This window comes from Roseococcus sp. GW821-FHT12F05, assembly GCF_058806835.1.
The window spans coordinates 639,627-652,880 of the sequence record NZ_JBXAQB010000001.1; the positions used below are offsets into that span (position 1 = coordinate 639,627).

Here is a 13,254-nt window from a genome sequence, read left to right on the forward strand (position 1 = left end):
TTGCATCTGCGCAACAGGAACTTCCCATGGCCCCCTTCCGCCCGCCGCCGCCCGTGTCCCGCGACTGGCCCGCGCGCCTGCTCGTCTTCGTCGCCGTCGTCGCCGCGCTCTACCTGGGGCGGGAGGTCTTCGCGCCGCTGGCGCTCGCGCTGCTGCTCACCATCGCGGCGATGCCCGCGGTCGCCTGGCTGGAGCGCCGGAAAATCCCGCGCGTCCCGGCCGTGCTGCTCGTGATGGTGCTGTTCCTCGCCGTCGTCGGCGGGCTCGTCTACGTCGTGCTGACCCAGGCGCTGGCGCTGGCGGGCGAGCTGCCCAACTACGAGACCGTGCTGCGCGGCAAGCTGCAGGCGATCAGCCAGGACGGCTCCGGCCCGATCGAGCGCGTGCTGCGGCTGGTGAAGCGGCTGGGCGAGGTGCTGGCGCCGGCCGAGGCGACGCCCGCGCAGACCGTGGCCGTCGCCGCCTCCGGCCAGGGGCCGCTCGCGACGCTCTTCGGCCTGGCGGTGGTGATCATCGCGCCGGTCGCGACCTTCGCCATCACGCTGCTGCTGATGGCCTTCATCCTGGTGCAGCGCGAGGACGTGCGGGACCGCGTGCTGCGCCTCGCCGGCCTGCACGAGATGCACCGCACCACCGGCGCCATGGCCGAGGCCACCTCGCGCGTCGGGCGCTTCCTGCTGATGCAGGCGATGGTGAACGGCATCTTCGGCCTGGCGATGGGCACCGGCCTCTGGCTGCTCGGCGTGCCCAATGCGCCGCTCTGGGGCGCGCTCGGCTTCGGGCTGCGCTTCGTGCCGTTCCTGGGTGCGCCGCTCTCCATGCTCTTCCCGCTGATCGTCGCCTTCGCCACCACCGAGGGCTGGACGACCGTGCTGCTGGTCATCGCGCTCTTCGCCATCGTGGACGTCACGGTGACCTATGTGCTGGAGCCCTGGCTCTATGGCAGCAGCATGGGGATCACGCCGCTCGCGCTGCTGCTCGCCTCGGCCTTCTGGGCGGTGATGTGGGGGCCGCTCGGGCTGATCCTGGCGCCGGCGATCACGGCCTGCCTCGTCATCCTCGGCCGGCACGTGCGGACGCTCGCCTTTCTCGACGTACTGCTCGGCGACACGCCGCCCCTGCCGGCGCGGGCGCGCTTCTACCAGCGCCTGCTGGCGGACGACGCGGTGAACGCGGCGGGGCTGCTCGGCGCCGAGGCCGGGCGGATCGGCGTCGAGCCGGCGCTGGACCAGATGGTGATGCCGGCGATCCAGCAGATCTCCACCGACCGGCCGAACGAGGCCTTCGGCCCGGCGCTCGCCATCCGCGCCTCGCGCGCGCTGACGCGGGTGATGGAGGCGGTGTCCCAGGGCATCGAGGGGCCGGCCGACATCCTGGTGCTGCCCGTGGCGGGCGCGCTGGACCGCGCCGCGGCCTCGGCCGTGGTGGTGGCGCTGCAGGAGGCGGGCCAGCTCGCGACCCTCGTGCCCGCGGAGGCGCCGGAGCCCGCGCTGGTCGTGCTGGTGGCCGCGACGGACGCGCCGCCGCGCCGGGTGGACCGCGCGCTGGCGAATGCCGCGCAGATCTCGGGCCGGCTGCTGATCTTCGCGCCGACGGACGAGGCGGCGCAGGCGCTCTACCAGCGCCCGCAGACGATGCCACTCACCACCCTGGCGGAGCTGCTGGCCGAGGTCGAGGCCTCGATGTCCGGCGGCGTGCCGGCGCCGGTGCCGGAGCCGATGACTACCTGACCGGCCCGCGCTCCAGCGCGGCCGCCAGCGCCTTGCGCAGGCCGGCTGCGGTGACGGGCTGCTCCAGCACGGCCGCATCCAGCAGCCCCTCGGCCGGAATCCCCAGCGGCGAGAGGTAGAGCACCGCCACCGCCCGGCGCTGCAGCAGCCGCGCGACCGGCTGCACCGAGCGTCCCGCCAGCGTGCCGGCCAGGACCGCCGCGTCGAGCGTGCCGGCCTTCTCCACCAGCAGCAGCGCCTCCTCCACCGTGGCGGCCGGCCCCTCCACCTCGCAGCCGCCCTCGCGCAGCGCGGCGGCGAGGGTGATGGCCGAGACCGCGTCGCCCTCGGCGACCAGCACCCGGCGGCCGGTGAGCGGGCCTGCGCCGGACGGGCTGCCCGGCGTGCCGCCGCGCGCCACGGCCTCGGCGCCGATGGTCATAGCGCAGCGCAGCCCCTCCGGCTCCCAGCGGCGCTCGATGCTGCCCGCGAGCTGGCCGCGCATGTTCGCGTCGATGAGCATGGAGCCGAAGCCGGTGCGCCCGGGCGGGCCGGCGACATGAGGGCCGCCGCGCTCGGTCCAGCTGAGCGCGACGCCGCCGCCGTCGCGCTCCCAGCGCAGCGCGACGCAGCCCTCCGGCCGGGACAGCGCGCCGTACTTCACGGCATTGGTGGTCAGCTCGTGCAGCACCAGGGTGAGCGGCTGCGCCGCCTCGGGCGTGAGGCGGAGCGAGGACCCCTCCACCTCCGCCCGCCCGGCATGCGCGGCAAGCTCCTGCCGGGCGATCTCGAGCAGGTCCGCGCCCACCCATTTCTCGCGCGAGAGCACGTTGTGCGCGCGGCTCATCGCGCCGATCCGCCCCTCCAGCACCTCGACCAGCGCCGGCACGTCGTCCGGCGCGTCGGCGGCGGAGAGGCGGATGAGGCCGCGCACCACGCTCAGCGCGTTCTGGGCGCGATGGTCCACCTCGCGCGAGAGCATGCGCTCGGAGGCCTCCACGCGCTTGCGCGCGGTGATGTCGATCACCGCGGCGCTGACGCCCGTCACCTCGCCCAGCGCGCCGCGCACCGGGTAGGAGCTGCAGAGCCAGAAGCGCTCCTCCCCGCCGATGCGCACGCGCAGCTCGAACTCCTCGACGGGCTGGCCCGTCTCCAGCACGCGCCGCAGCGCCGGCTCCAGCTCGGGCGCCACATGCGGCGCCATCTCCGCGAAGCGCCGGCCGATATGCGCGGCCACCGGCTGCCCGTTGGACTGCGCCAGCTTCTCGTTCAGCGCGATGAAGCGGAGCTCGCGGTCCATCAGGCAGAGGCCGGCCGGCGCGGTCTCGTAGGTGGCCTGGAGCTGGGCGACGGTGGCGGCGACGCGGCCCTGCGCCTCCCGGTGCTCGTGGAAGTCGACGCCGACGACGGCCCAGGCCGCGATGCCGCCCATCCCGTCCTCGATCGGCCCGCCGCGCAGCAGGAACCAGCGCCAGGCGCCGTCGGCGGCGCGGCGCAGCCGCACCTCGCGCGTGAAGGGCGCGCCGTCGCCCGGCCCGGCCTCCGCCATGGCGGCGCGCCAGGCGGCGCCGGCGCCGGCGCGGTCCTCCGGATGGACGGCGGCGAGCCAGCCGTCGCCCAGGCTGTCCTCCTCCGTGAGGCCGGTGGTGCCGCACCAGAACTCGTTGGCCCAGTCGACGCGCCCCTCGCGATCAGCGGTCAGCACCACCTGCGGCGCCACGCGCAGCACGGCCTGCATGCGCGCCACGGCGTTCTGGCGCTCGGCGATGCGGGCCTCCACCGTGCCCGCCATGTCGTCGAAGGCTTCGGCGAGCCGCTCGAACTCGCGCCCGCCACCGACCGAGCCGACGCGCGCGCGCCAGTCCTGCTCGCGCCAGCGCTGCGCGGCGGCGAGCAGCCGCTGCACAGGCCGCTCGATGGTGGCGTGAAAGCCCAGGATGGCGAGCAGGAAGGTCAGCAGCAGCGAGCCCACGATCATCAGCGTGGCGCGCCGGTTGGCCGCGGCGGCGGCGGCCATCGCGCTCTCGATCTCCAGCCCGACGGAGAGGAAGAGCGCGCCCTCCGGCCCCTCGGCCAGCGGCAGGTAGGCGGCGACGCGCCGCACGCCGTCGCGGCCCGTGAGCTCGAAGGTGCCGGCGCGCGGCGCGGCGGGCAGGTCGCGCGAGAAGGCGGCCAGCGGCGTGCCGACATAGCGCTCCGGATCGATCGAGCGCGCGAGCACGATGCCGTTCCGGTCGGCGATGATGGAGACGCCGCCCGGCGGCAGCCCCACCGTGGCCAGGTTCTCGGTCATCCAGCGGACCGAGAGCCCCACCACGACCACGCCCGCCGGCGCGCCCGCCGCGTCGCGCAGCGGCGCCGCCATGTGCAGCGTGGGCTGGCCCGTGCCGCGGCCGACCGCGTAGTCGCCGATCTGGAAGGCGTTCTCGCGGATGACGGCGCGCAGGTAGGGCCGGTTGCCGACCTGGGCCGCGCGGATCATCGACGGCTGCGCCGAGCAGATGTTGTCGCCCTGCGGGCTGAAGAGGTTCGCGGTGACGTAGCGCGGATTGGCCGCGACGATCCGCGCGAGGAAGGCGTCGCAATCCGCGCTCGGCCGGTTGGCGCGGATGGCGTCGTGCGCGGCGATGGCGCTGAGCAGCTGGCGCGCCGATTCGATGGTGGCGACCTGCTCGCGCGCCAGGAGGCGGACCAGGCGCATGGCCTGCTCGCCGAGCTGCTCCGTGCGCTCCTGCCGCGCCTCGCGCTCGAGCAGGACCTGCACGAGGCCCGCCGGCACGAGGGCGACCAGCAGGCCCAGGAAAGCCCGGAGCGCCAGCGGCAGGCGGGATGCGCCCCTCCTGGCGCGGCGCGCGGTCACGCGGCTTCGGACAGGGCCCCGTCGGGGGCGGCTTGAACGGTCACGTCCACGGTGAGGCCCAGCGGATCGGCGGGATCGCCGACGAAGCCGCCCGCCACCGGCAGCGCCTGCTCCGGGGAGCGCACCACGCCGATTCGGATGAGGTTCGTGCCAGCCACCAGCCCATTGGTGGGATCATACTCCACCCAGCCCGCGCCGGGGAGGTAAATGCTGCACCAGGCATGGGTCGCGCCGCCGCCGACCACCGCATTCGCGCCGCTGTCGTAGAGGTAGCCGGTAACGAAGCGGGCCGCGAGGCCGAGGCTGCGCACCGCCTCCATCATCAGCAGCGCGAAGTCGCGGCAGGTGCCGGTGCCCTTGGCCAGCGTCTCGGCGGGCGGCTGGGTGCCCTCCTCCTCGCGTGCGCCGTAGGTGAAGTCGGCGTGGATCGCGTGGGTCATGGCCTCCAGCACGGCCAGCGTGCGGTGCTCGCCCTCGCCTGAGACGAATCGCCGGGCCCAGGCGTCGACCGTCCGGTCCGGGTCGGGCGTCTGGCGCTCGGTCAGCCGCGCGAGGTCGGGGATCTCGTCGGCGGCGTAGGAGAAGGGGAAGAGCTCGGCCGCCGGATCCAGCGTCGCCTGCGGCAGCGCCGCGCCGGCCGGATAATGCGTGAGGTCGAGCGTGGAGACGATGCGCAGCAGCTCCGTCTTCTCCGTCCATTCGAGGAAGCAGATGGAGTTGCCGAAGACGTCATGTGCCCAGCGGGTGCTGGCGGGGGCGGGCTCCACGCTGAGCGTCGCGTCGTGCAGCCGCAGGTCGTGGCTGTCCTGGGGGCGGACCATCAGCCGGTGCCGCGTGAGGCCGACCGGATTCGCGTAGCGGTATTCCGTCGTGTGGACGATGTGGACGTGCGGCATGGGGAGCTTCCGAGGGCGCAGGGAGGCGCGTGGCGGCGCAACGCGGCGATCCTGCCATGGTTGCGGCCCCGGGTGTGACCCCTTGATCGGCGGGTCAGAGGAGCGGGCGGTGCGGCGCCGGCTGCTCCCAGTACTCGGCGACGCGGCGCAGCGCGCGCAGGTCGCCGATGGCGAGCCGCCCCTCGGCCAGGCGGATCAGCCCCTGGCGCCGCAGCCCCTGCAGCACCCGGTTGATGTGCACCGTCGAGAGGCCGAGCGCGTCGGCGATATGCGCCTGGGTCAGTGGGAAGGCGATCATGCCATTCTCGGCCAGCCCTGCCGAAGCGGCGCGGCGGTGCAGGTGCACGAGCAGCATCGCCACACGCTCCATGGCCGTGCGGCGGCCCACGCTCAGCAGGATGTCGTCCGAGAAGCGCTCGCTCAGCGCCGAGAGCCAGGCGACGTCGAGCGCCAGCGACGGGTCGGCCTGCGACAGCGCGAGGAAGGTGTCGCGGCGGAAGACGCAGAGATTCACCGCGGTCAGCGCCTCGACGTCGTATTGCGCGGTCCCCATCAGCTCGCCCTGCAGGCCGACGAGGTCGCCCGGCAGAAGGATGTTGAGGATCTGGCGGCGCCCGTCGGGCAGCGACTTGTGGCGGATCGCCCAGCCTTCCAACACGGTGTAGAGACGATCGTCCTTGACGCCCTGGGCGAGGATGAGCTGCCCCGGATCGATGCGGAGCTGGCCGAGCTTGCGGCCCTCCACCCATCGAAGCTGCTCCGCCGAGATGCGCTTGAAGTCCGGCAGCGGCCGCAGCGGGCAGGCCTTGCAGGGCAGCTTGGGCTCCAGCGGCGTGGACCCTATCCTGTGTTATGGATGGCCTTGCCAGCATGGGCCACCTTACGTGAACCGCCAAGCCGAGATCACCGCCACCGACATGCCACTTCTCGCGAAATTGGCCGGCCAGCGCCAAGGGCTGGCGGGCGGCCTGGCGCTCGGCCTCGCCGCCTTCGCGGTGGCCTTCGGGATACGCTGGCTCGCGGGCATCGACGGCGTGCCCTTCGCCACCTTCTTCCTCGCGGTCTTCTTCACGGCGGTCTTCGCCGGCTGGCGGCCGGCGCTGATGGTGCTGGCGCTCTCCGTGGCCGCGGCCTGGTACTTCTTCCTGCCGCCGTATCGCTCCTTCGCGCTCTTCTGGCCGCGGGGCGCGATCGCGCTCGGGCTCTTCGTCCTGGTGGGGGTCGGGCAAATCGTGCTGGTCGAGATCCTGCACGCCGCGGCCGCGCAGATCGTGGCGGCGCGGAAGGAGATCGAGAAGCTGCTCGCGCACGAACGGCATCTCTATCACGAGCTGCAGCACCGCGTGGCGAACAGCATCCAGTCGCTCGCCTCCATCCTGTCCATCCAGTCGGCGCGCATCGCGGACATGGCGGATGCGGAGGCGGCCCTGGCGGAGGCCGTGCAGCGGCTGCACGGCGTGGCCACCGTGCATCGCCGCCTGCACGACCCCGAGCTCGCGGGCGAGCGGCTCGCCGAGGCCCTGGACGCGCTGACGCTCGACCTCCTGCGCTCGGTGGGCCGCGACGACATCGCCGTCGAGGTGGTGGTGGAGGCGCCGCCGCTGGACCACAACGCGGCCACGCTGGTCGCGATGATCGTCGCTGAGGCGGTGATGAACAGCGTGAAGCACGGCTTCGCGGACCGCGCGGGCGGCACGCTCGCGGTCTCGCTGCGGCGGCAGGGCAAGGCACTGGCGCTGACCGTGCGCGACGACGGGCACGGGCTCTCCGGCGTGATCCAGGACAGGCCACGGCTCGGCACCACCATCATGGAAGGCTTCGCCCAGCGCCTCGGCGGCGAATTCCATCTGGAGAACGCGCCCGGCGGCGGCGCGCGGGTGGTCGTGAACTTCCCCGCCTCGGCAACCCGCACGGACGGGGCGCGTTGAACCTCCGACAGACGTTCCGGGGGTTCGAAGATGCTGGCTTTCGCGCGACCGATGAAGCTCCATACGCCGAACGGCACGATCTTCGCGCAATACGCGATGGTGCCGAAGCGCCGGGGCGAGCCCTGGTGGGTGATGTATCGCGGCGAGGACGGCAGCTGGTTCACCACCATGGTGGATCGCAGCCAGATGCCCGTCTGACGGCAACCTGAGGCCGCCTGCCGCGTTCGTGGCGGGCCAGTCCATCCATTCCGCCGGCCCGGCCGGGTATCGCGTCGATCCCAACGGCTCGCGTGATTCCCGGCCGGCCGCTTTTCAGGAGCTTCCGATGCTCACAGTCGCCAAGATTTTCGAGGATCGCGCGACGGCGGTGAAGGCCGTCGAGGAGCTGGACGCGCTCAGCCTGCCCGGCCTCGAGGTCAGCCTCGCCGAGGCGGCACAGGAATCCGCCTCCGGCACGGTCAGCCTCCGCTCCGGCTCCTCGGTCGGCGCGATGCTGGGAACGGGCGCCGGCCTGCTGGCCGGCATGGGGCTGCTCGCCGTGCCGGGCTTCGGCCCGGTCGTCGCCGCGGGATGGTTCGCGACCGTGCTCACCGCCGCCGGCATGGGCGCGGCGACCGGCGGCCTCATCGGCGCGCTGACCTCTCAGGGAATCGGCGAGACGGAGGCGGGCCACTACAGCGAGCGCCTGCGCCATGGCGGCACGCTGGTGATCGTGCGGGCCGGCGACGCGACTCAGGCCTCCAATGCCGAATCCATCCTGGAGCGCCATCACCCCGTCGTGGAGTTCGCGGACGCGGATTCCTCCACCCTTCATCGATCCTGAGGAACGCCTGCCCATGCAGCGACGCGGTCTTCTCATCGGCGCCGTGGCGGGGGCTCCGGTCCTTCTCGGGAACATGGGCGGCACCACGCAGGGTCTGCCCGCCGATCGGCGCGGGCCGGCCGCCTTTGACGCGAACACGGTGCCGGAGCTGGCGCGCAACATCGCGTCCCAGCCCTTCCGCAGACGTCAGGCCGCCCTACCGCGCCAGCTCGACCGGCTGGACTACGACGGCTACCGCAAGATTCGCTTCGATGCGGCACAGGCCTGGTGGTCGGATCCGGATTCGCCCTTCCGCATGCAGCCGCACCATCGCGGCTTCCTGTTCAAGGATCGCGTGGACCTCTTCGAGGTCGCCGAGGGCCAGGCCACGCCCATCCGCTTCCGCGCCTCGCAGTTCCGCTACGAGGACGTGCAGGCGCCCGGCGAGGAGGAGGACATCGGCTTCGCCGGGTTCCGCCTGCTCGCGCCGCTGAACCGGCCTGACCATTTCGACGAGCTCTGCTCCTTCCTCGGCGCCAGCTATTTCCGCGCGCTCGGGCGGGGAAACGTGTACGGGCTTTCCGCACGCGGCCTCGCCATCCGCACCGCCGATCCGCAGGGCGAGGAGTTTCCGGCCTTCACCGCCTTCTGGCTGGAGAAGCCGAAGCCCGGGGACGCCGCCGCCGTCATCCACGCGCTGCTGGAGAGCCAGAGCCTCGCCGGCGCCTACCGCATCACCGTGACGCCCGGCGACACCACGACGACCGAGGTGCAGGCCACGCTCTTCCCGCGCCAGGACGTCGCGGGAATCGGCGTGGCGCCCGCCACCAGCATGTTCTTCTTCGGCCCGCAGGACCGCGACGGCGTGAGCGACTACCGCCCGGCCGTCCATGATTCCGACGGGCTGATGATGCGCAGCGGCCGCGGCGAGCAGATCTGGCGCCCGCTCGCCAATCCGCGCGACCTCCAGGTCAGCGGCTTCCAGGATGCGACGCCGCGCGGCTTCGGCCTCGTGCAGCGCGCCCGCGCCTTCGCCGACTACCAGGACCTCGGCGCCGACTATCACCGCCGGCCCAGCCTCTGGACCGAGCCGCTGCAGGATTGGGGCGCGGGCGAGGTGCGGCTGGTGGAGATCCCGACGCAGAGCGAGATCCACGACAACATCGCCGCCTTCTGGGCGCCGGCGGCGACGCTCAAGGCCAACACGCCCTTCGAGCTGCGCTACCGGCTGCACTGGTCCGCGCAGGAACCGTCGGACGGACGGCTCGCGCGCTTCACCACGACCCGCATGGGCGCTTTGGGCGACAGCCGCGCGCGGCTCTTCGTGCTGGACACCACGCCGCTGCTGGCCGGGCCTGAGGATGCGGCGCCCGAGGTCGCCGTGGAGAACAGCGCGGGCACGGTGCAGAACGTGGTGCTGCAGCCCAATCGCGAGACGGGCGGCCTGCGCCTCGCCTTCGAGCTCACCCCCGGCAGCGCGCGCGTCGTGGAATTGCGCGCAAGGCTGACGCGCGGCCAGGTGGCGGTCTCCGAGAGCTGGGCCTTCCGATGGACGGCCTGAGCCGGGCCCTCCCCGGCTTCGAGGTCCTGCCGCCGGAGTCGCCGATGGCGATGCCGGCGCAGGACCTTTCCCGCGCGCCCGCGCCTTCCGTCACGCGCCGGCCTTCCGCCCCCTCCTTCATGTGGCTGCGGCGGCTGCTGGTGATCGGCAGCGCGCTCGCGCTCACCGGCGTCGCGACGGCGGAGATGTCGCTGGTGCTCGGCCTCTCGCGCTGGAGCGTGATGGGCGTGGTGATGACGGCGATCTTCGCGATGCTCTTCGTCTGGATCGCGCTGGCCTTCACCAGCGCGTTGGCGGGGCTGGTCTCGATGGGCCTCGCCGCCGATCCGCTGGGCCTGCGCGCGCCGGTGCCGCGGCTGCGGTCGCGCACCGCGCTGCTCATGCCCGTCTACAACGAGAGCGTGCCGCACTGGCGCGCCACGCTCGCGGCGATGCGCGCCTCCTTCGAGGCGGCGGGCGCATCGGAGCATTTCGACATCTTCGTGCTGAGCGACACGACGGACCCCGCCATACGCGACGCCGAGGGCGAGGGGGCGCTGGCGCTCGGCCAGGCTCCCGGGCCCGCGGTCTTCTATCGCCACCGGCTGCAGAACACAGGCCGCAAGGCCGGCAACATCGAGGAATGGGTGCGCCGCTTCGGCGGCGCCTATCCGCAATTCCTCATCCTCGACGCCGACAGCCTGATGGAGGCCGGCACCATCGTCACGCTCTCCGCCGCCATGGAGCGGCACGGCGATGTCGGCCTCATCCAGACGCTGCCGTTGCTCCAGGGCGGCGAGACCCTCTTCGCGCGCCTCCAGCAATTCGCCGGGCAGGTCTATGGGCCGCTGATCGCGCAGGGCCTCGCCTGGTGGTCGGGCGCGGACAGCAACTATTGGGGCCACAACGCGATGATCCGCACGCGGGCCTTCGCCAGCGCGGCGGGCCTGCCGCGGCTGCCCGGCCGCAAGCCCTTCGGGGGCGACATCCTCAGCCACGACTTCGTCGAGGCGGCGCTGATGCGGCGCGCCGGCTGGGCCATCCACCTCGCGCCGCTGCTGGGCGGCAGCTACGAGCAGGGCCCGCCCACCCTGCCCGACCTCGCGGTGCGCGACCGGCGCTGGTGCCAGGGCAACCTCCAGCACAGCGCGGTGATATCGACGGCCGGGTTGCATCCGCTGAGCCGGCTGCATATGGCGACGGGCATCGCCGCCTATCTCAGCGCGCCCTTCTGGCTGGGCTTTCTCATCCTCGGCCTCGCGGTCTCGCTCCAGGCGCATTTCCTGCGGCCGGAGTATTTCCCGAAGTCGCATGCGCTCTTCCCGCAATGGCCGGTGGTCGACCCGGAGCGCGCCCTCTGGGTCTTTGCCGCGACCTTCCTGTTGCTGCTCGCGCCGAAATTCATGGCGCTGGCCGCACTCATCGTCGCGCGGCGCGGATCGGGCGGGATGCGCATCCTGGCGAGCGGGCTGCTGGAGATCCTCATCTCCTCGTTGCTTTCGCCCGTGACCATGCTGACCCAGGCGCAGCAGGTCGTCGGCATCTTGCTCGGGCGCGACGGCGGCTGGACGACGCAGCGCCGAGAGGGCGAGGCCATCACCCTCCGCGCGGCGCTGGGGCTGGCGCGCGCGCATCTCGCGCTGGGCCTGGTGCTGGCGGTGCTGGCCTTCCTCATCAACCCCCTGCTCGCGGCCTGGATGGCGCCCGTGCTCGTGGGCCTGCTGCTGGCGCCCTGGCTCGTCGCCTGGACGGCGAGCGTGGGGCTCGGCGCGCGGTTGCGGGCGCGCGGCCTGCTCCAGGTGCCCACGGAGGAGGCGCCCTCCGGCGTGCTGCTGCTCGCCGCACGCGAGCGCCGGGAGGTCGAGGAAGCCCGCATCGCGACAGGGCGCGATCGCCTGGAGCTGGCCTCGGCGACGTAGTTGCCGTTCAGGCCGCGGCGGAATCCGCCCCGCCCTGGGCCAGCGCCGCCCAGAGGGCGCGGATCCGTTCGTTGAGGGTGGTGAGGTCGTCCACGCTCATCCCGGACCGGCGGAGCAGCGTCTCCGCCAGGCATGTCGTTTCCGCCTGCAGACCCACGCCCTTCTCCGTGAGATGGACCTGCACCTGCCGCTCGTCCTGCGAATCGCGCTGCCGGGCCACGAAGCCGGCCTGCTCGAGCCGCTTCACCAGCGGCGTGATCGTGCTGGGCTCCAGCGAGAGCCGGTGCGCGATCTCCGAGATGCCGCGGCCGTCGCGCTCCCACAGCGTGCTCAGGACGAGATATTGCGGATAGGTGATCCCGAGCTCGTCCAGCATCGGCTTGTAGGTGCGATTGATGGCGATCGAGGTCGCGTAGAGCGAGAAGCAGAGCTGGTCGTCCAGCGAGAGGGGTGGGGGTCCGGCCATGTCGAGATCTTCCTGCGCGGCTTTCTTCCTACCACGAAAATTCATATCGCGATAAAAATCTGGCGGGCAGGAGGCGCGCCGGCCTCCCCTCGCTACGACTCCACGCGGATATTGGCGCTGCGCACCACCTCGCCCCAGCGCTTGACCTCGCTGTCCACAAAGGCGGTGTACTCGGCGGGCGACATCTTTCCCTCGGGGGTCATCGCCATGCCGCGCAGCAGGTCCTTCGCCTCGGTCGTCGCCAGCCAGCCGGCAAGGCCCGCATTGAGCTTCGCCGTGATGTCGGCCGGGATGCCCGCGCTGCCCGAGAGTCCGTACCAGGCATTCGCCACCATCTGCGGATAGCCCTGCTCCGCCCAGGTCGGCACGTCCGGGAATTCCGCGAGCCGCTCGCGCGAGGCGATGGCCAGGCAGCGCACCCGGCCCGCCGAGACCTGCGCGCCGTGCGACGACATGTTGTCCGAGATCAGCTCCAGCTGCCCCGCGATCAGGTCCGTCTGCGCCGGCGCCGAGCCGCGGTAGGAGATGTGCTGCACCGGGATGCCCAGCGTGCGCCCCGCCAGCTCGCCCGTCAGGTGCCCGAGGCTGCCGATGCCGCCGGAGCCGAAGCTCGCCGGCGTGCCGCGCGCCTTCACCGTGGCGACGAGGCCCGCGAGGTCGCGATAGGGCGCATTGACGTTGGCGAGAAAGACCATCGGCCCGCTGCACACCAGCCCAATGTGGGAAAAATCGTTCATCGGGTGGTACTGCAGGTCGGAATAGAGGCTCGGGGCCACGCCATGCGCCGCGGAGCTGGTGATGATGACCGTGTAGCCGTCGCCCGGCGCGCGGGCGACGAAGGTGGTGCCGATGCGCCCGCCCGCACCGCTGCGGTTGTCCACGATGAAGGACTGGCCGAACTCGCGCTCCATGTACCGGCCCATGGAGCGGCCGATGGCATCCAGCGATCCACCAGCCGCGAAGGCGATGACGATGCGCACGGGACGGTTGGGCCAGGCGCCCTGCGCACGGGCGACCGCGGGCAGCGCAAGGGTTGTGGCCGCGAGGGCGGCCCGGCGGGTGAGCGTCGTCATGCGGTCTCCTCAAGCAATGGTTCGCGGGATTCGGGCTTTTCGGCCGGGTGGCCCCAAGCCA

The 13,254-nt window shown here is 72.7% G+C and carries 11 protein-coding genes; 6 read left to right on the forward strand and 5 right to left on the reverse strand.

Annotation, left to right across the window (positions count from 1 at the left end):
* Positions 1 to 26: 26 nt before the first annotated feature.
* Positions 27 to 1,730: an AI-2E family transporter gene (locus tag AC1ROY_RS03235; RefSeq protein ID WP_493147055.1), complete on the forward strand. Its 1,704-nt coding sequence runs from the start codon at positions 27 to 29 to the stop codon at positions 1,728 to 1,730.
* Here AC1ROY_RS03235 and AC1ROY_RS03240 read toward each other — a convergent pair.
* From AC1ROY_RS03240 to AC1ROY_RS03250, 3 genes are all read right to left on the reverse strand, one after another.
* Entirely contained in the window at positions 1,723 to 4,569 is a 2,847-nt protein-coding gene (locus AC1ROY_RS03240; protein ID WP_493147057.1) for a PAS domain-containing protein, read from the reverse strand. The two genes, AC1ROY_RS03235 and AC1ROY_RS03240, sit on opposite strands and share 8 nt — an antisense overlap.
* Positions 4,566 to 5,465 carry a transglutaminase family protein gene (locus tag AC1ROY_RS03245; protein WP_493147059.1) on the reverse strand — a complete coding sequence of 300 codons (900 nt, stop codon included), beginning with the start codon at positions 5,463 to 5,465 and terminating at the stop codon, positions 4,566 to 4,568. Before AC1ROY_RS03245 ends, AC1ROY_RS03240 begins: the two co-directional genes overlap by 4 nt.
* A gap of 94 nt (positions 5,466 to 5,559) precedes the next feature.
* Entirely contained in the window at positions 5,560 to 6,210 is a 651-nt protein-coding gene (locus AC1ROY_RS03250; protein ID WP_493147061.1) for a Crp/Fnr family transcriptional regulator, read from the reverse strand.
* A gap of 139 nt (positions 6,211 to 6,349) precedes the next feature.
* Here AC1ROY_RS03250 and AC1ROY_RS03255 point away from each other — a divergent pair, with 139 nt between their 5' ends.
* The 5 genes from AC1ROY_RS03255 (at position 6,350) to mdoH (ending at position 11,654) form a co-directional block, all read left to right on the forward strand.
* Positions 6,350 to 7,393 carry a sensor histidine kinase gene (locus AC1ROY_RS03255; RefSeq protein WP_493147063.1) on the forward strand — a complete coding sequence of 348 codons (1,044 nt, stop codon included), beginning with the start codon at positions 6,350 to 6,352 and terminating at the stop codon, positions 7,391 to 7,393.
* Between the two features lie 51 nt (positions 7,394 to 7,444).
* Positions 7,445 to 7,591: a hypothetical protein gene (locus AC1ROY_RS03260; RefSeq protein ID WP_493147064.1), complete on the forward strand. Its 147-nt coding sequence runs from the start codon at positions 7,445 to 7,447 to the stop codon at positions 7,589 to 7,591.
* Between the two features lie 127 nt (positions 7,592 to 7,718).
* Entirely contained in the window at positions 7,719 to 8,216 is a 498-nt protein-coding gene (locus AC1ROY_RS03265; RefSeq protein ID WP_493147065.1) for a hypothetical protein, read from the forward strand.
* 13 nt (positions 8,217 to 8,229) lie between these two features.
* The gene (locus AC1ROY_RS03270) at positions 8,230 to 9,756 is read left to right on the forward strand and encodes an OpgD/OpgG family glucan biosynthesis protein (RefSeq protein ID WP_493147067.1); all 1,527 of its coding nucleotides are present in this window, start codon (positions 8,230 to 8,232) and stop codon (positions 9,754 to 9,756) included.
* Positions 9,744 to 11,654, forward strand: coding sequence for a glucans biosynthesis glucosyltransferase MdoH (gene mdoH / locus AC1ROY_RS03275; RefSeq protein WP_493147069.1), 1,911 nt, complete (start codon positions 9,744 to 9,746; stop codon positions 11,652 to 11,654). Before AC1ROY_RS03270 ends, mdoH begins: the two co-directional genes overlap by 13 nt.
* Before the next feature lie 7 nt (positions 11,655 to 11,661).
* On the opposite strand, the gene AC1ROY_RS03280 is transcribed toward mdoH, so the two are convergent.
* Both AC1ROY_RS03280 and AC1ROY_RS03285 read right to left on the reverse strand, forming a co-directional pair.
* A complete protein-coding gene (locus tag AC1ROY_RS03280) occupies positions 11,662 to 12,120 on the reverse strand; it encodes a MarR family winged helix-turn-helix transcriptional regulator (protein ID WP_493147070.1) in 459 nt (152 codons plus the stop codon).
* Positions 12,121 to 12,212: 92 nt separating this feature from the next.
* A complete protein-coding gene (locus tag AC1ROY_RS03285) occupies positions 12,213 to 13,193 on the reverse strand; it encodes a Bug family tripartite tricarboxylate transporter substrate binding protein (RefSeq protein WP_493147071.1) in 981 nt (326 codons plus the stop codon).
* Positions 13,194 to 13,254: the final 61 nt, after the last annotated feature.